This window comes from Citrobacter sp. wls619 (assembly GCF_005281345.1).
Taxonomy (GTDB): Bacteria; Pseudomonadota; Gammaproteobacteria; order Enterobacterales; family Enterobacteriaceae; genus Citrobacter.
Genome location: NZ_SZXJ01000035.1, coordinates 11,678 through 29,370, shown reverse-complemented (window position 1 = coordinate 29,370; position 17,693 = coordinate 11,678). Strand labels below are relative to the sequence as shown.

The following is a 17,693-nucleotide window of genomic DNA, read 5'->3' as shown; positions in this document are numbered from 1 at the left end:
ATGCAGGCCCGGCGAGTGCTTCCTGGTGGTTTCTTACCCGTTATTTCACGCGCGCCATAAAGTAAGCATCAACGTACTCACCGTTGCGCAGGCCATATTTCTTGCCGGTGCCTTCGATTTCAAAGCCGTACTTCTTATAGACTGCGACCGCAGGCTCATTATCAACAAACACCGTTAGCTCAATACGATCGACGCGCAGCCAGTTGTCGCACATGTCGATCATTGTGCGAATCAGGGCGCTGGCAACGCCGCGGTTCTGCCAACGAGCGTCAACGCAAATACCGAAATCAGCGACGTGGCTGCGGCGCGGGCGTTGGGCGACGGCAATGGAAAGATGTCCCACGACGATATCATCGATGCAGGCAACCAGCTGTTTGACGCCGGGCTGCTCGGCGAGTCGCACTTGCCACATCTCCATGGAAGGATGAGGAACCTGTAGCGTGTTGTGGTACACCTCCGGCTGCGCATGGATCTGACGAATGGCGTCGTAATCTTTTGGTTCAGCGTGGCGTATCACTATCTCACTCATTCCTTATCTCCTACAGGGGTAATTGTGTATTTACACTCGCTGAGAAAGAAAATTCCGTCAACTGCATTTTTTTGCAAAAAGAAGTAGACAAGTGCGAATGAGAATGATTATTATTGCTCTGCGTTCAGGGGAACCCCTACGGAGAACCTGAAAGCACGACATTGCTCACATTGCTTCCAGTATTACTTTAGCCAGCTTTTGCTGGCTTTTTTTTGGGTTTTGTTTCTGCCTGGCTTACTTGTCATTTTGTCCCCGGGAAGTGCTCGTGCTCCTCACGTACATTTAGTACGCTCCGGGCCCTACGCGCTTGCCGTGAACAAACTGACCGCGACGCCGACGGCCGATCTTGAGGCATCTGCTTTTGTAGGCCGGATAAGGCTTCGCCGCCATCCGGCACGATGACAGGATGGATTCAGTATCCAGCCGCTTTGCGCTATGGTGTAGACAATCACTTTCAAAAGGATCGTCTCATGACCTTACACTGCGCATTTATTGGTTTTGGTAAAAGCACCACTCGCTACCATTTGCCTTATGTCCTGAACCGCAAAGACAGCTGGCATGTCGCACATATTTTTCGCCGCAATGCCAAGCCGGAAGAGCAGGCGCCGCAGTATTCACATATTCACTTCACCAGTGACCTCGACGAGATCTTAAACGATCCGCAGGTGAAGCTGGTGATCGTCTGTACCCATGCTGACAGCCATTTTGAATACGCCAAACGCGCGCTGGAAGCGGGTAAAAATGTGCTGGTTGAGAAACCCTTCACCCCGACGCTTGCGCAAGCAAAAGAGTTGTTTGAGCTGGCGCAAAGCAAGGGATTGACCGTTACGCCCTATCAGAATCGTCGTTTTGACTCCTGCTTCCTCACCGCGAAAAAGGCGATTGAGAGCGGCAAGTTGGGCGAAATTGTTGAAGTGGAGAGCCATTTTGACTACTACCGCCCGGTCGCTGAAACCAAACCTGGTCTGCCGCAGGACGGCGCATTTTATGGTCTGGGTGTACACACCCTGGATCAAATTATCTCCCTGTTCGGCCGCCCCGATCATGTGGCCTACGATATCCGTAGCCTGCGTAATAAAGCGAACCCGGACGATACTTTTGAAGCGCAGCTGTTTTACGGTGACCTGAAAGCCATTGTCAAAACCAGTCATCTGGTGAAAATCGATTATCCGAAGTTTATCGTGCATGGCACCAAAGGCTCGTTTGTGAAGTACGGCATCGACCAGCAGGAAACCAGCCTGAAGGCCAATATCATGCCGGGAGAACCCGGTTTTGCCGCTGACGATTCCATTGGGCTGCTGGAGTACATCAATGATGAAGGCGTCTCAGTGAAAGAAGAGGTGAAACCGGAAGTCGGCGATTATGGCCGCGTCTATGACGCGCTGTATCAGACGCTGACAGTGGGTACGCCTAATTACGTCAAGGAATCTGAAGTTCTCACCAACCTGGAAATCCTCGAACGCGCCTTTGAACAGGCAACGCCTGCCACGATAACCCTCGCTAAATAGCGTTGATGGACTCCTCTGGGATTGTTCATATTTTTTGAACAGAGGAGTCAATTTTCACCCTCTATGATCCTGACCGGATTGAGTCCACACTGACTCCATCGAAAACATCTGGGGGTGAACACAATGATCTATTTACGCAAAGCGAACGACCGTGGTCATGCTAATCATGGCTGGCTCGATTCCTGGCATACCTTCTCTTTTGCTAACTACTATGACCCGAACTTTATGGGGTTCTCAGCACTGCGCGTGATCAACGATGACGTGATCGACGCAGGCCAGGGATTTGGTACTCACCCCCATAAAGATATGGAAATCCTGACCTACGTGCTGGAAGGTGCGGTGGAGCATCAGGACAGCATGGGCAACAAAGAGCAGGTTCCGGCTGGTGAGTTCCAGATCATGAGCGCCGGGACGGGGATCCGTCACTCGGAGTACAATCCGAGCAATACTGAGAAGCTGCATCTGTATCAGATCTGGATCATGCCGCAGGAAAACGGTATTACGCCGCGCTATGAACAGCGCCGTTTCGATGCCGCTCAGGGTAAACAACTGGTGCTGTCACCGGATGCGCGAGATGGTTCGCTGAAAGTTTACCAGGATATGGAGCTGTACCGTTGGGCGCTGCTTAAAGATGAACAGTCGGTGCATCAAATCGCCGCTGAACGCCGCGTCTGGATCCAGGTGGTAAAAGGTAACGTCACTATTAACGGAACCAAAGCGACCACCAGCGACGGTCTGGCAATCTGGGATGAACAGGCAATTTCGATTCATGCCGACAGCGACAGCGAAGTGTTACTGTTTGACCTGCCGCCAGTCTAAATCTGCGTAATCTTGCCCGATGGCGCGTAGCTTATCGGGCCTACGTGCTGATGTAGGCCGGATAAGACGCGAAAGCGTCGCCATCCGGCTCTTCATCCTTTGTCATTTATTCCGCACGTCCGTGGTAAACTGGGGGAATCTATCCCTTTTTAACGCTTCAGGACGATGAAAAAGAAAAGACCCGTACTTCAGGATGTAGCCGACCGCGTGGGCGTGACCAAAATGACGGTCAGTCGCTTTTTGCGTAACCCGGAGCAGGTCTCCGTAGCGCTGCGGGGCAAAATTGCCGCTGCACTTGATGAGCTGGGTTATATTCCCAATCGTGCTCCTGATATCCTTTCTAATGCCACCAGCCGTGCAATTGGCGTGCTGTTACCGTCTCTCACTAACCAGGTTTTTGCTGAAGTGCTACGCGGCATTGAAGCCGTTACCGACGCCCATGGCTATCAAACGATGCTGGCGCACTACGGCTATAAACCGGAGATGGAACAAGAGCGCCTGGAATCGATGCTGTCGTGGAATATCGATGGCCTGATCCTCACCGAACGTAGCCATACGCCCCGGACGCTGAAAATGATTGAGGTTGCGGGTATCCCGGTGGTTGAACTGATGGACAGCCAGTCACCGTGTCTGGATATTGCCGTCGGCTTCGACAACTTCGAAGCTGCGCGTCAGATGACCGCCGCTATCATCGCCCGCGGGCACCGTCATGTTGCCTATCTTGGCGCGCGTCTTGATGAACGTACTATCATCAAACAGCGGGGCTACGAGCAGGCCATGCGCGACGCCAATCTGGTGCCCTATAGCGTGATGGTAGAACAGTCTTCTTCTTACTCCTCCGGTATTGAACTCATTCGTCAGGCGCGACGTGAATACCCGCAGCTGGACGGTGTTTTCTGTACCAACGATGACTTAGCGGTAGGCGCAGCGTTTGAATGTCAGCGTTTGGGATTAAGAATACCCGATGATATGGCGATTGCCGGTTTTCACGGTCACGATATCGGCCAGGTGATGGAACCGCGTCTGGCGAGCGTACTCACGCCGCGTGAACGGATGGGCAGCATTGGCGCAGAACGTCTGCTGGCGCGCATCCGTGGTGAGGTAGTTACACCTAAAATGTTAGATTTAGGTTTCACCTTGTCACCGGGCGGATCTATTTAACCCAACAAGTTTGAAGTAGCTCACACTTATACACTTCGGGCACGAATGGATATTGCTTCTCTATTTATCCGGCTGGACAATGTTACCGATAACAGTTACCCGTAACAATTTCCTGATTCTTGTACCAGTGGGGGCAACGCTTTGAGCACGACTAATCATGATCACCACGTTTACGTTCTGATGGGCGTATCGGGCAGCGGTAAATCTGCTGTCGCAAGCCTTGTGGCGCATCAACTGCAGGCCGCGTTTCTTGATGGCGATTTTCTCCATCCGCGCAGCAACATCATGAAAATGGCTTCCGGTGAGCCGTTAAACGATGACGACCGTAAACCGTGGTTACAGGCGCTGAATGACGCCGCCTTCGCGATGCAGCGTACCAACAAGGTTTCGCTGATCGTCTGCTCTGCCTTGAAAAAAGACTATCGTGACCAGCTGCGTGACGGTAACCCGAACCTCTCTTTCATCTACCTGAAAGGGGATTTTGACGTTATCGAAAGTCGTCTAAAGGCGCGTAAAGGTCATTTCTTCAAAACGCAGATGCTGGTAACTCAGTTTGAAGCGCTGGAAGAACCGGGTGCGAATGAAAACGATGTTCTGGTGGTGGATATCGATCAGCCGCTGGACGGTGTGGTAGCTAGCACCATTGAGGTTATTAACCAGGGCAGTAAGTAGTGACTACATTAACGCTTGTTTTAACAGCAGTAGGGTCCGTTTTATTACTGCTGTTTTTAGTAATGAAGGCGCGTATGCACGCCTTCGTTGCTTTGATGGTGGTATCCATTGGTGCAGGTCTCTTTTCCGGTATGCCGCTCGATAAAATCGCGGCGACCATGGAAAAAGGGATGGGAGGCACGCTCGGCTTTCTGGCGATTGTGGTGGCGCTGGGGGCAATGTTCGGCAAGATTTTGCATGAAACCGGCGCGGTCGATCAGATTGCCGTCAAGATGCTGAAATCTTTCGGTCACAGCCGTGCGCATTATGCGATTGGCCTGGCCGGTCTGATTTGCGCACTACCGCTGTTCTTTGAAGTGGCGATTGTGCTGCTGATAAGCGTGGCGTTCTCGATGGCGCGCCATACGGGTACTAACCTGGTTAAGCTGGTCATTCCGCTGTTTGCGGGCGTGGCGGCTGCTGCCGCGTTTCTGCTGCCGGGGCCGGCGCCAATGCTGCTGGCTTCTCAGATGCACGCCGACTTTGGCTGGATGATCCTGATTGGCCTGTGCGCCGCGATTCCGGGCATGATTATCGCCGGGCCGCTGTGGGGCAACTTTATCAGCCGTTACGTTGAACTGCATGTACCGGAAGACATTACCGAGCCGCATCTGGGCGAAGGCAAAATGCCGTCCTTTGGCTTCAGCCTGTCGCTGATCCTGCTGCCGCTGGTGCTGGTTGGTCTGAAAACCATCGCCGCACGCTTTGTGCCGGTCGGTTCTACTGCGTATGAATGGTTCGAATTTATCGGTCATCCGTTCACCGCGATTCTGGTCGCCTGTCTGGTTGCTATTTATGGTCTGGCCATTCGCCAGGGTATGGCGAAAGACCGGGTGATGGAAATCTGCGGCCATGCGCTGCAACCAGCCGGGATTATTCTGCTGGTGATTGGTGCCGGTGGCGTGTTCAAACAGGTGCTGGTGGATTCCGGCGTCGGTCCGGCGCTGGGCGAAGCGTTAACCGGTATGGGCTTGCCGATTGCCATTACCTGCTTTGTGCTGGCTGCGGCGGTGCGTATTATTCAGGGTTCCGCGACCGTAGCCTGCTTAACGGCGGTGGGTCTGGTGATGCCAGTGATTGAGCAACTGAACTTCTCCGGCGCCCAGATGGCAGCGCTGTCTATCTGTATCGCGGGCGGCTCTATCGTGGTCAGCCACGTGAACGATGCCGGTTTCTGGCTGTTCGGTAAATTTACCGGTGCAACTGAAGCACAAACGCTGAAGACCTGGACGATGATGGAAACCATCCTCGGTACGGTCGGCGCGATTGTCGGTATGATTGCTTTCCAGCTGCTGAGCTGAGTCCTGTTGCCCGGTGGTGCTTGCGCTTACCGGGCCTACAAAATCAAAGAAAATTCTGTTACCCCTTCATCCACATCCGCACGCCGTCGAGGAACATCTGGGTGGCCATCATCACCAGAATCAGCCCCATCAGGCGCTCCAGCGCGTTAACCCCTTTCTCACCCAGCAGGCGTAAAAACAGCGAAGACTGCAACAAAATCACAAAGGTACCGCCCCAGGCAATCAGCAGCGCAATCACCAGATGCCCCATCTGATTCGGGTACTGGTGCGATAGCAGCATCAACGATGCCAGGATTGTTGGACCAGCAACCAGTGGAATCGCCAGCGGTACGATAAACGGTTCTTCGCCTGCCGGAAGCCCGGTGCTATTCCCGGTGGCGCTGGGGAAAATCATCTTGATGGCAATCAGGAACAAAATGATGCCTCCGGAGATGGAGACGGTTTCCGCTCGCAGGTTAAGAAATGCCAGAATTTTCTCGCCCGCAAACAAGAAAATGAACATCACCAACAGCGCAATGAACAGCTCGCGAATCATAATCGCACGACGGCGTTTTGGTTCGGTATGTTTCAATACGGACATGAAAATGGGCAGATTTCCGAGCGGATCCATAATCAGGATCAATAAAACTGCCGCTGAAATGATTTCATTCATAACTCAAATTCCCTGATAATTACCACGGACTTTCTGCTTGCTTGCGCAGCGGGATAAGTCGCATTACTGATGGCTTCGCTATCATTGATTAATTTCACTTGCGACTTTGGCTGCTTTTTGTATGGTGAAGGATAGGCCAGTAGGATACTGGTTAGCATACACAGCACACATCTCTGCAGGAAAAAAACGCTATGAAAAATGTTGGTTTTATCGGCTGGCGCGGTATGGTCGGCTCTGTTCTCATGCAACGCATGGTTGAAGAGCGCGACTTTGACGCCATTCGCCCTGTTTTCTTTTCTACTTCCCAGCTCGGGCAGGCGGCACCGACCTTCGGTGGAACCGCGACCGGCACACTTCAGGACGCTTTTGATCTGGACGCGCTGAAGGCGCTGGACATTATCGTGACCTGTCAGGGCGGCGATTATACCAACGAAATCTATCCAAAGCTTCGTGAAAGCGGTTGGCAGGGTTACTGGATTGACGCGGCTTCTTCATTGCGCATGAAAGACGATGCCATCATCATTCTCGATCCGGTTAACCAGGATGTCATTACCGACGGTCTGAACAAAGGCATTAAGACTTTTGTCGGCGGTAACTGCACCGTTAGCCTGATGCTGATGTCGCTCGGCGGCCTGTTTGCCAATGATTTGGTTGACTGGGTCTCCGTGGCAACTTACCAGGCGGCCTCCGGCGGCGGCGCACGTCATATGCGTGAACTGCTGTCGCAGATGGGGCATCTGTATAGCCATGTGGCCGATGAACTGGCGACGCCTTCCTCTGCTATCCTCGACATCGAACGCAAAGTCACGACCCTGTCCCGTAGCGGTGAACTGCCGGTTGATAACTTTGGCGTACCGCTGGCCGGTAGCCTGATTCCGTGGATCGACAAACAGCTCGATAACGGCCAGAGCCGTGAAGAGTGGAAGGGGCAGGCGGAAACCAACAAAATTCTCAACACGTCTTCGGTGATCCCGGTTGATGGTTTGTGCGTGCGCGTCGGCGCGCTGCGCTGCCACAGCCAGGCGTTCACCATTAAACTGAAAAAAGATGTGTCTATTCCGACAGTTGAAGAACTGCTGGCTGCGCACAATCCGTGGGCAAAAGTAGTGCCAAACGATCGGGATATCACTATGCGTGAGTTAACCCCAGCGGCCGTTACCGGTACGTTGACCACGCCAGTAGGCCGTCTGCGTAAGCTGAACATGGGACCGGAGTTCCTGTCAGCCTTTACCGTCGGCGACCAGTTGCTGTGGGGGGCTGCGGAGCCATTGCGCCGTATGCTGCGCCAATTGGCGTAATAGTTTGTTAACGATCAAGGGGTGAGGAATCACCCCTTTTTTTGCGTAATACAGGAGTAAGCGCAGATGTTTCATTTTTTACCAGGAGTAAGATAAAGCATTGGCTATTCTTTAAGGGTGACTTAGTACCGGAGGTATTAAGTTGTTGCCTGAAGGTGGGACGACGCAGAGAGGATGCACAATTGTGCTGCGCCGTTCAGGTCAAAGAAGTGTCGCACCTGATGTCGAAAATCAGTTGGAAGGGGTGACACCATAAAACAGGAAGACAACCATGTCCGTTCGTATCGATAGAGACGTGATTAATGCGCTAATTGCAGGCCATTTTGCGGATCCTTTTTCCGTACTGGGTATGCACCAAACTGAAGCCGGACTTGAAGTCCGCGCCCTATTACCCGATGCCACCGAAGTGTGGGTGATCGAACCCAAAACCGGACGCAAAGTCGGCAAGCTGGATTGCCTCGACTCTCGCGGTTTTTTTTGTGCTGTACTTCCCCGCCGTAAAAATTTCTTTCGCTATCAGTTGGCCGTTGTCTGGCATGGACAGCAGAATCTGATTGATGACCCTTATCGTTTTGGCCCGCTGATCCAGGATATGGATGCCTGGCTGTTATCTGAAGGTACGCACCTGCGACCTTACGAAACGCTGGGTGCGCATGCGGATACCATGGATGGCGTAACCGGTACGCGCTTCTCAGTCTGGGCACCTAACGCTCAACGCGTGTCAGTGGTTGGGCAGTTCAACTACTGGGATGGTCGCCGCCACCCCATGCGCCTGCGTAAAGAGAGTGGTATTTGGGAGCTGTTTATCCCCGGAGCCCAGCAGGGTCAGCTGTATAAATACGAGATGATCGATGCGAACGGTAAGCTGCGTATTAAAGCCGACCCCTACGCGTTTGAAGCGCAAATGCGCCCGGAAACCGCATCGCTTATCTGCGGTTTGCCGGAAAAAGTGGTGCAAACTGAGGAGCGCAAAAGAGCTAACCAGTTTGATGCGCCAATCTCTATCTATGAAGTGCATCTGGGGTCATGGCGTCGTCATACCGATAACAACTTCTGGCTGAGCTATCGTGAGCTGGCGGATCAATTGGTTCCCTACGCAAAGTGGATGGGCTTTACCCATCTCGAACTGCTGCCGATTAACGAACACCCGTTTGACGGCAGTTGGGGTTATCAGCCTACTGGCATGTATGCGCCGACCCGCCGTTTCGGCACGCGCGATGACTTCCGCTATTTTATCAATGCCGCCCATCAGGCGGGGCTGAACGTGATCCTCGACTGGGTTCCGGGTCATTTCCCGTCGGACGACTTTGGTCTGGCCCAGTTTGATGGCACCAGTTTGTATGAACACAGTGACCCACGTGAAGGCTATCACCAGGACTGGAATACGCTGATCTACAACTATGGCCGCCGTGAAGTCAGCAACTATCTGGTGGGCAACGCCCTGTACTGGATTGAGCGCTTTGGTATCGATGCGCTGCGCGTGGATGCCGTGGCATCAATGATTTATCGCGACTACAGCCGTAAAGAAGGGGAATGGATCCCGAATGAATTTGGTGGTCGCGAAAACCTCGAAGCCATTGAGTTCTTACGCAATACCAACCGTATTCTTGGCGAACAGGTTCCCGGTGCCGTGAGCATGGCGGAAGAGTCTACCGATTTTGCCGGTGTCTCCAGACCGCAGGATATGGGCGGTTTAGGTTTCTGGTACAAGTGGAACCTGGGCTGGATGCACGACACGCTGGATTACATGAAGCTGGACCCGGTTCATCGTCAGTATCACCACGATAAGCTGACCTTCGGCATGCTGTACAACTACACCGAAAACTTTGTTCTGCCACTGTCACATGATGAAGTCGTGCACGGTAAGAAATCGATTCTCGACCGCATGCCGGGAGACGCATGGCAGAAATTTGCCAACCTGCGTGCCTATTACGGCTGGATGTGGGCCTTCCCCGGTAAGAAACTGCTGTTTATGGGCAACGAATTTGCTCAGGGACGCGAGTGGAACCACGACGCCAGCCTCGACTGGCATTTGCTGGAAGGGGGCGACAACTGGCACCACGGTGTACAGCGACTGGTCCGCGACCTGAACCACACCTATCGTCATCATAAAGCATTGCATGAGCTTGATTTTGATGCCTATGGCTTTGAGTGGCTGGTGGTGGATGACAACGAACGTTCGGTGCTGATTTTTGTCCGCCGTGACAAGGTCGGTAATGAAATTATCGTCGCCAGTAACTTCACGCCAGTGCCGCGTCATGGCTACCGTTTCGGCATCAATCAACCGGGCAAATGGCGTGAAATCCTCAATACCGACTCGATGCATTACCACGGCAGCAATACCGGTAATGGTGGGGCAGTTCACAGTGATGAAATCGCCAGCCATGGGCGTCAACACTCACTGAGCCTCACGTTGCCTCCACTGGCAACGATTTGGCTGGTTCGGGAGGGGTAATGACGCAACTGGCAACCGGCAACGCCACACCCCATGGTGCAACGTATGACGGCCATGGCGTCAATTTCACCCTTTTCTCGGCCCATGCCGAACGCGTTGAGTTATGCGTATTCGATGAGCAAGGCTGCGAACACCGCTATGACCTGCCGGGGCGTAGCGGGGATATCTGGCACGGCTATTTGGCCGATGCCAGACCAGGTCTGCGCTACGGTTATCGCGTGCATGGACCGTGGCAGCCCGGGCAGGGTCACCGCTTCAATCCGGCGAAGCTGCTTCTCGACCCTTGCGCGCGTCGGGTTGAAGGTGAATTAAAAGATAACCCTCTGCTGCATGGCGGGATTGATGAACCGGATCATCACGATAATGCCGCCATCGCCCTGAAAAGCGTGGTGGTGTCAGATCGGTATGACTGGGAAGACGATACCCCGCCACGTACGCCGTGGGGCAATACCGTGATTTACGAAGCGCATGTCAAAGGGCTGACATATCTGCATCCTGATATCCCCGAAGAGATGCGCGGTACCTACAAAGCGCTCGGTCATCCGGTGATGCTCGACTATTTCAAGCGTCTTGGCATTACCGCGCTGGAGCTGTTGCCCGTCGCGCATTTCGCCAACGAACCGCGCCTTCAGCGGTTGGGGTTGTCGAACTACTGGGGGTACAACCCGGTGGCGATGTTTGCATTGCATCCGGCTTATGCATGCTCGCCAGAGAGCGCGCTGGATGAGTTTCGTGATGCGGTAAAAGCGCTACATAAAGCAGGTATTGAGGTCATTCTCGATATTGTGTTGAACCACAGCGCCGAACTGGATCTTGAGGGACCGGTCTTCTCGCTGCGCGGAATTGATAACCGTAGCTATTATTGGATCAGGGACGATGGTGATTACTACAACTGGACCGGTTGTGGGAACACCCTCAATCTGAGCCATCCTGGTGTCGTGGAGTATGCCTGTGAATGCCTGCGTTACTGGGTTGAAACCTGCCACGTCGATGGTTTTCGTTTTGATTTAGCTGTCGTCATGGGGCGTACGCCTGCGTTTCGTCAGGATGCCCCCCTGTTTACCGCGATCCAAAACTGTCCGCTGCTCTCACGCGTTAAGCTGATTGCGGAACCGTGGGATATTGGTGAAGGCGGGTACCAGGTGGGGAATTTCCCCCCGCCGTTTGCCGAGTGGAATGACCATTTCCGCGATGCGACCCGACGCTTCTGGCTCCAGCGTAATCTGTCTTTGGGCGAGTTTGCCGGACGTTTCGCCGCATCCAGCGATGTGTTTAAACGTAATGGCCGCAAACCCAGCGCTACCGTCAATCTGGTGACCGCGCATGACGGTTTTACGCTGCGCGACTGTGTGTGCTTCACAAATAAGCACAATGAAGCGAATGGTGAGGAAAATCGGGACGGCACTAGCAATAACTACAGCGACAATCATGGTAAAGAAGGATTAGGCGGCTCGCTGGACCTGATTGAACGGCGGCGCGACAGCATTCACGCGCTGTTAACCACGCTGTTGCTCTCCCAGGGGACGCCGATGTTGCTGGCAGGCGATGAGCATGGTCATAGCCAGCACGGTAACAATAACGCTTACTGCCAGGATAACGCGTTAACCTGGCTGGACTGGCAGCAGGCAAACAATGGGCTAACGACATTTACCGCAGCCCTGATTCATCTCCGCCAGCAAATCCCGGCCCTCACCGGAGATTGCTGGTGGGAAGAAGACGACGGCAATGTCCGCTGGCTGAATAAGTACGCACAACCCTTAAGTGCGGATGAGTGGCAAAACGGCCCGAAACAGATGCAAATCCTGCTTTCGGACCGTTTCCTGATTGCAATAAACGCCACGCTTGAGGTGACAGATATCGTTTTACCTGAAGGGGAATGGCATGCCATTCCCCCATTTGCCGGAGAGGACAATCCGGTGCTTACGGCTGTCTGGCAGGGACCTGCGCACGGACTGTGTGTGTTCCAGAGAAGATAAAAAAGGAGTTAGTCATGGTGAGTTTAGAGAAAAACGATCGTGTAATGTTGGCGCGCCAGCTGCCATTAAAATCTGTTGCCCTGATCCTGGCCGGTGGCCGCGGTACCCGCCTGAAAGATTTAACCAACAAACGTGCTAAACCTGCCGTGCACTTTGGCGGTAAATTCCGCATTATTGATTTTGCCTTATCCAACTGCATTAACTCCGGGATCCGTCGTATTGGCGTGATCACGCAGTACCAGTCACATACCCTGGTGCAGCATATTCAGCGCGGCTGGTCATTCTTTAGCGAAGAGATGAACGAGTTTGTCGATCTGCTGCCTGCCCAGCAAAGGATGCAGGGTGAAAACTGGTATCGCGGTACGGCGGATGCGGTGACCCAAAACCTGGACATCATTCGACGCTACAAAGCGGAATATGTGGTGATCCTCGCAGGCGATCATATTTATAAGCAAGACTACTCGCGCATGCTGATCGACCACGTTGAGAAAGGCGCACGTTGCACCGTCGCCTGTATGCCAGTGCCGATTGAAGAAGCCAGCGCGTTTGGCGTGATGGACGTGGACGATACCGATAAAATTATCGAGTTCGTTGAAAAACCCGCCAACCCGCCAGCCATGCCAGGCGACCCGACCAAATCTCTTGCCAGTATGGGGATCTACGTTTTCAACGCCGATTACCTGTATGAATTGCTGGCGGAAGATGATCTTGATGAAAACTCCAGTCACGATTTCGGTAAAGACATTATCCCGAAAATCACCGAAGCTGGCATGGCGTATGCACATCCCTTCCCGTTGTCCTGCGTGCAGTCTGACCCGGAATCCGAGCCGTACTGGCGTGACGTGGGAACGCTGGAAGCCTATTGGAAGGCGAACCTCGATCTGGCTTCGGTGACGCCTGAACTGGACATGTACGACCAGGACTGGCCAATCCGTACGCATATGGAATCACTGCCGCCGGCGAAATTCGTGCAGGACCGTTCCGGTAGCCACGGTATGACGCTGAACTCGCTGGTTTCCGGCGGCTGTATTATTTCTGGTTCAGTGGTGGTGCAGTCCGTACTGTTCCCGCGAGTGCGGGTGAATTCTTTCTGTAACATTGATTCGGCAGTGTTGTTACCTGAAGTCTGGGTTGGACGTTCGTGCCGCTTACGTCGTTGCATTATCGATCGCGCCTGCATCATTCCTGAGGGCATGGTGATTGGCGAAAATGCGGAAGAAGATGCGCGTCGCTTCTACCGCTCAGAGGAAGGCATTGTGCTGGTCACGCGTGAAATGCTACGCAAACTGCAAATCAAACAGGAGCGATAATGCAGGTTTTACACGTTTGTTCAGAGATGTTCCCCCTGTTAAAAACCGGGGGACTGGCGGATGTTATTGGGGCGTTACCTGCGGCACAAATTGCGGACGGCGTGGATGCCCGCGTGTTGCTTCCGGCGTTTCCTGATATTCGTCGTGGCATTCCCGATGCGCAGGTGGTGACGCGTCGGGATACCTTCGCCGGACGGATAACGCTGTTGTTCGGCCATTACAACGGCGTCGGTATTTACCTGATTGATGCGCCGCATCTCTATGACCGTCCCGGGAGCCCGTATCACGATACGAACCTGTTTGCTTACTCCGATAACGTACAACGTTTTGCGCTGCTGGGCTGGGTTGGCTGTGAAATGGCCTGCGGCCTTGATCCATTCTGGCGCCCGGATGTGGTGCATGCGCATGACTGGCATGCTGGCCTGGTGCCGGCGTATCTGGCGGCGCGCGGCCATCCGGCGAAATCGGTGTTCACCGTACACAACCTGGCGTATCAAGGCATGTTTTATGCAAAGCATATGGATGACATCCAATTGCCATGGTCGTTCTTTAATGTGCACGGACTGGAGTTTAACGGGCAGATTTCGTTCCTGAAGGCCGGTCTGTACTACGCCGACCATATTACGGCGGTGAGTCCGACCTACGCGCGGGAAATTACCGAGCCGCAGTTTGCCTACGGCATGGAAGGGTTGTTGCAGCAGCGTCATCGTGAGGGGCGTCTTTCCGGCGTGCTGAACGGTGTTGATGAAAAAATCTGGAGTCCGGAAACCGATCTGTTATTGGCATCGCGGTATACCCGTGACTCGCTGGAAGAGAAGGCCGAGAACAAACGGCAGCTACAGATTGCGATGGGACTTAAGGTTAACGATAAAGTGCCGCTATTTGCTGTTGTGAGCCGTTTGACCAGTCAAAAAGGGCTGGATCTGGTGCTGGAAGCGCTGCCTGGGTTGTTAGAGCAGGGCGGACAACTGGCGTTGCTCGGCGCGGGCGATCCGGTATTGCAGGAAGGGTTCTTAGCGGCGGCCGCGGAACATCCAGGCCAGGTTGGCGTGCAGATTGGTTATCACGAGGCCTTCTCGCACCGCATCATGGGCGGGGCCGATGTGATATTGGTGCCCAGCCGTTTTGAGCCGTGCGGCTTAACGCAATTGTATGGACTGAAGTACGGCACGTTGCCGCTGGTGCGGCGTACCGGTGGGCTGGCTGATACGGTGTCTGATAGTTCGCTGGAGAACCTGGCGGACGGTATCGCCAGTGGGTTTGTATTTGAAGATAGTAATGCCTGGTCGCTGCTACGGGCGATCCGGCGTGCTTTCGTATTGTGGTCCCGGCCTTCGCTTTGGCGGTTCGTACAACGTCAGGCCATGACCATGGATTTTAGCTGGCAAGTCGCGGCGAAGTCTTACCGTGAGCTTTACTATCGCTTGAAATAGATATCCAGGAATCACCTATATGAATGCTCCATTTACTTATGCATCGCCCACACTCAGCGTAGAGGCACTTAAGCATTCTATTGCCTACAAGCTGATGTTCACGATTGGTAAAGACCCGGTCATTGCCAATAAACATGAGTGGCTGAACGCCACATTGTTCGCGGTGCGCGATCGTCTCGTGGAGCGCTGGCTGCGTTCTAATCGTGCGCAATTATCCCAGGAAACCCGCCAGGTCTATTACCTGTCTATGGAGTTCCTGATTGGTCGCACGCTTTCCAATGCACTGTTATCATTGGGTATTTATGATGATGTCAAAAATGCGCTGGAAGGCATGGGGCTGGATCTTGAAGATCTGATCGACGAAGAAAACGACCCGGGTCTTGGTAACGGCGGCCTGGGTCGTCTGGCGGCCTGCTTCCTTGACTCGCTGGCCACTCTGGGCCTGCCGGGGCGCGGTTACGGTATTCGCTATGACTATGGGATGTTCAAACAGAACATTGTCGATGGCCGACAGAAAGAGTCGCCGGACTACTGGCTGGAATACGGTAACCCGTGGGAATTTAAACGCCACAACACGCGTTACAAAGTGCGTTTTGGTGGGCGTATTCAGCAGGAAGGCAAGAAAACGCGCTGGATTGAGACCGAAGAGATCCTCGCGGTTGCCTACGACCAGATTATCCCCGGTTACGACACCGACGCCACCAACACGCTGCGCCTGTGGAATGCCCAGGCCAGTAGCGAGATCAACCTCGGTAAATTCAATCAGGGCGACTACTTTGCGGCGGTGGAAGATAAAAACCATTCCGAGAACGTTTCCCGCGTGCTGTATCCGGATGACTCCACCTATTCAGGACGCGAGCTGCGCTTGCGTCAGGAGTATTTCCTGGTCTCCGCCACGGTGCAGGACATTCTGAGTCGTCATTATCAACTGCACAAAACCTACGATAATCTGGCAGATAAAATTGCTATTCACCTCAATGACACCCATCCGGTGCTGTCGATTCCTGAGCTGATGCGCCTGCTGATTGATGAGCACAAGTTTAGCTGGGACGATGCCTTTGAGGTGTGCTGCCAGGTCTTCTCGTATACCAACCACACGCTAATGAGCGAGGCGCTGGAAACCTGGCCGGTGGATATGCTGGGTAAAATTCTGCCGCGCCACCTGCAAATCATCTTTGAGATTAACGATTACTTCCTGAAAACCCTGCAGGAGCAGTATCCGAACGATACGGGTCTGTTGGGGCGCACTTCGATCATTGATGAGTCGAATGGCCGTCGTGTGCGTATGGCGTGGCTGGCCGTCGTGGTGAGCCACAAGGTTAACGGCGTGTCGGAGTTGCACTCGAACCTGATGGTACAGTCGCTGTTTGCTGATTTTGCGAAGATTTTCCCGACTCGCTTCTGCAACGTTACCAACGGCGTGACGCCGCGTCGTTGGCTGGCGCTGGCGAACCCGGCGCTTTCCAATGTGCTGGATGAGAACATTGGCCGTACCTGGCGCACCGATCTCAGTCAGCTCAGCGAGCTTGAGCAGCACTGCGATTACCCGCTGGTGAACCAGGCGGTGCGTCATGCGAAGCTGGAGAACAAAAAACGCCTGGCGACGCTCATCGCGCAGCAGTTGAATGTGGTGGTGAATCCGAAATCGCTGTTTGATGTGCAGATCAAGCGTATTCACGAGTACAAGCGTCAGTTGATGAACGTGCTGCATGTGATTACCCGCTACAACCGCATTAAGGCCGATCCTGATGCTGAGTGGGTGCCGCGTGTGAATATTTTTGCCGGTAAGGCGGCTTCGGCTTATTACATGGCGAAGCACATCATTCACCTGATCAACGACGTCGCGAAGGTGATCAACAACGATCCGCAAATTGGCGATAAGCTGAAGGTGGTGTTTATTCCTAACTACAGCGTCAGCCTGGCGCAGGTGATTATTCCTGCCGCCGACCTGTCTGAGCAAATCTCACTGGCCGGGACCGAAGCCTCCGGGACCAGTAATATGAAATTTGCTCTCAACGGTGCGCTGACCATCGGGACGCTGGACGGCGCTAACGTTGAGATGCTGGAGCATGTGGGTGCAGAAAATATCTTTATCTTCGGTAATACGGCGGAAGAGGTCGAGGCGCTGCGTAGTCAGGGCTACAAGCCGCGTGAGTATTACGAGAAAGATGAAGAGCTGCACCAGGTGCTGACGCAAATTGGCAGTGGCGTATTCAGCCCCGAGGAGCCGGGACGCTACCGTGACCTGGTGGACTCACTGATCAACTTTGGTGACCACTATCAGGTGCTGGCGGACTATCGCAGCTATGTTGATTGCCAGGACAAAGTTGACGAACTGTATCGCCACCCGGAAGAGTGGACCACCAAGTCGATGATAAATATCGCCAATATGGGCTACTTCTCATCGGACAGGACGATCAAAGAATACGCCGAGAACATCTGGCATATTGATTCGGTGCGGTTGTAACACTCGATGCCGGGGGCGCTTCGCTTGCCCGGCCTACGTTTATCTACTCTCGTAGGCCGGAGAAGTTGTTAGC

General features: G+C 53.6%; 13 protein-coding genes. 11 read left to right on the top strand and 2 right to left on the bottom strand.

All coding sequences use genetic code 11. The features are described 5' to 3' along the window. Nucleotides 1–40: 40 nt before the first annotated feature. Nucleotides 41–529: an N-acetyltransferase gene (gene yhhY / locus FDX19_RS05715; protein WP_137381960.1), complete on the bottom strand. Its 489-nt coding sequence runs from the start codon at nt 527–529 to the stop codon at nt 41–43. A gap of 470 nt (nt 530–999) precedes the next feature. Between yhhY and FDX19_RS05710 the strand changes: the two genes are divergently transcribed. The 5 genes from FDX19_RS05710 to gntU all read left to right on the top strand — a co-directional run bounded on the left by FDX19_RS05710 (nt 1,000) and on the right by gntU (nt 6,029). Beyond that, nucleotides 1,000–2,037, top strand: coding sequence for an oxidoreductase (locus FDX19_RS05710; RefSeq protein WP_137381959.1), 1,038 nt, complete (start codon nt 1,000–1,002; stop codon nt 2,035–2,037). Between the two features lie 123 nt (nt 2,038–2,160). After that, nucleotides 2,161–2,856, top strand: a complete 696-nt coding sequence (gene yhhW / locus FDX19_RS05705; RefSeq protein WP_016151113.1) for a quercetin 2,3-dioxygenase — start codon at nt 2,161–2,163, stop codon at nt 2,854–2,856. 165 nt (nt 2,857–3,021) lie between these two features. Next, entirely contained in the window at nt 3,022–4,017 is a 996-nt protein-coding gene (gene gntR / locus FDX19_RS05700) for a gluconate operon transcriptional repressor GntR (RefSeq protein ID WP_137381958.1), read from the top strand. A gap of 141 nt (nt 4,018–4,158) precedes the next feature. Then, entirely contained in the window at nt 4,159–4,689 is a 531-nt protein-coding gene (gene gntK, locus FDX19_RS05695; RefSeq protein ID WP_137381957.1) for a gluconokinase, read from the top strand. Next, nucleotides 4,689–6,029: a gluconate transporter gene (gene gntU / locus FDX19_RS05690; RefSeq protein ID WP_137381956.1), complete on the top strand. Its 1,341-nt coding sequence runs from the start codon at nt 4,689–4,691 to the stop codon at nt 6,027–6,029. The genes gntK and gntU overlap by 1 nt, the downstream gene beginning before the upstream one ends. 58 nt (nt 6,030–6,087) lie before the next feature. Here the strand turns inward: gntU and yhgN are convergent, their stop codons facing one another. Continuing rightward, nucleotides 6,088–6,681 carry an NAAT family transporter YhgN gene (gene yhgN / locus FDX19_RS05685; protein WP_006687438.1) on the bottom strand — a complete coding sequence of 198 codons (594 nt, stop codon included), beginning with the start codon at nt 6,679–6,681 and terminating at the stop codon, nt 6,088–6,090. A 191-nt stretch (nt 6,682–6,872) separates the two neighbouring features. Here yhgN and asd point away from each other — a divergent pair, with 191 nt between their 5' ends. From asd to glgP, 6 genes are all read left to right on the top strand, one after another. Continuing rightward, the gene (asd, locus tag FDX19_RS05680) at nt 6,873–7,979 is read left to right on the top strand and encodes an aspartate-semialdehyde dehydrogenase (RefSeq protein WP_137381955.1); all 1,107 of its coding nucleotides are present in this window, start codon (nt 6,873–6,875) and stop codon (nt 7,977–7,979) included. A gap of 271 nt (nt 7,980–8,250) precedes the next feature. Then, nucleotides 8,251–10,434 carry a 1,4-alpha-glucan branching enzyme gene (gene glgB / locus FDX19_RS05675; protein ID WP_137381954.1) on the top strand — a complete coding sequence of 728 codons (2,184 nt, stop codon included), beginning with the start codon at nt 8,251–8,253 and terminating at the stop codon, nt 10,432–10,434. Continuing rightward, entirely contained in the window at nt 10,434–12,410 is a 1,977-nt protein-coding gene (gene glgX / locus FDX19_RS05670; RefSeq protein ID WP_137381953.1) for a glycogen debranching protein GlgX, read from the top strand. Before glgB ends, glgX begins: the two co-directional genes overlap by 1 nt. A gap of 14 nt (nt 12,411–12,424) precedes the next feature. Next, nucleotides 12,425–13,720, top strand: a complete 1,296-nt coding sequence (gene glgC / locus FDX19_RS05665) for a glucose-1-phosphate adenylyltransferase (protein WP_057067161.1) — start codon at nt 12,425–12,427, stop codon at nt 13,718–13,720. Beyond that, entirely contained in the window at nt 13,720–15,153 is a 1,434-nt protein-coding gene (gene glgA / locus FDX19_RS05660) for a glycogen synthase GlgA (protein WP_137381952.1), read from the top strand. The genes glgC and glgA overlap by 1 nt, the downstream gene beginning before the upstream one ends. A 19-nt stretch (nt 15,154–15,172) precedes the next feature. Beyond that, the gene (glgP, locus tag FDX19_RS05655; protein ID WP_137381951.1) at nt 15,173–17,620 is read left to right on the top strand and encodes a glycogen phosphorylase; all 2,448 of its coding nucleotides are present in this window, start codon (nt 15,173–15,175) and stop codon (nt 17,618–17,620) included. Nucleotides 17,621–17,693 lie beyond the last annotated feature (73 nt).

Bases quoted from the DNA above. Each gene is read 5' to 3' on its own strand.
- yhhY (WP_137381960.1), bottom strand. From the start codon at position 529: ATGAGTGAGATAGTGATACGCCACGCTGAACCAAAAGATTACGACGCC.
- FDX19_RS05710 (WP_137381959.1), top strand. From the start codon at position 1,000: ATGACCTTACACTGCGCATTTATTGGTTTTGGTAAAAGCACCACTCGC.
- yhhW (WP_016151113.1), top strand. From the start codon at position 2,161: ATGATCTATTTACGCAAAGCGAACGACCGTGGTCATGCTAATCATGGC.
- gntR (WP_137381958.1), top strand. From the start codon at position 3,022: ATGAAAAAGAAAAGACCCGTACTTCAGGATGTAGCCGACCGCGTGGGC.
- yhgN (WP_006687438.1), bottom strand. From the start codon at position 6,681: ATGAATGAAATCATTTCAGCGGCAGTTTTATTGATCCTGATTATGGAT.
- asd (WP_137381955.1), top strand. From the start codon at position 6,873: ATGAAAAATGTTGGTTTTATCGGCTGGCGCGGTATGGTCGGCTCTGTT.
- glgB (WP_137381954.1), top strand. From the start codon at position 8,251: ATGTCCGTTCGTATCGATAGAGACGTGATTAATGCGCTAATTGCAGGC.
- glgX (WP_137381953.1), top strand. From the start codon at position 10,434: ATGACGCAACTGGCAACCGGCAACGCCACACCCCATGGTGCAACGTAT.
- glgC (WP_057067161.1), top strand. From the start codon at position 12,425: ATGGTGAGTTTAGAGAAAAACGATCGTGTAATGTTGGCGCGCCAGCTG.
- glgA (WP_137381952.1), top strand. From the start codon at position 13,720: ATGCAGGTTTTACACGTTTGTTCAGAGATGTTCCCCCTGTTAAAAACC.
- glgP (WP_137381951.1), top strand. From the start codon at position 15,173: ATGAATGCTCCATTTACTTATGCATCGCCCACACTCAGCGTAGAGGCA.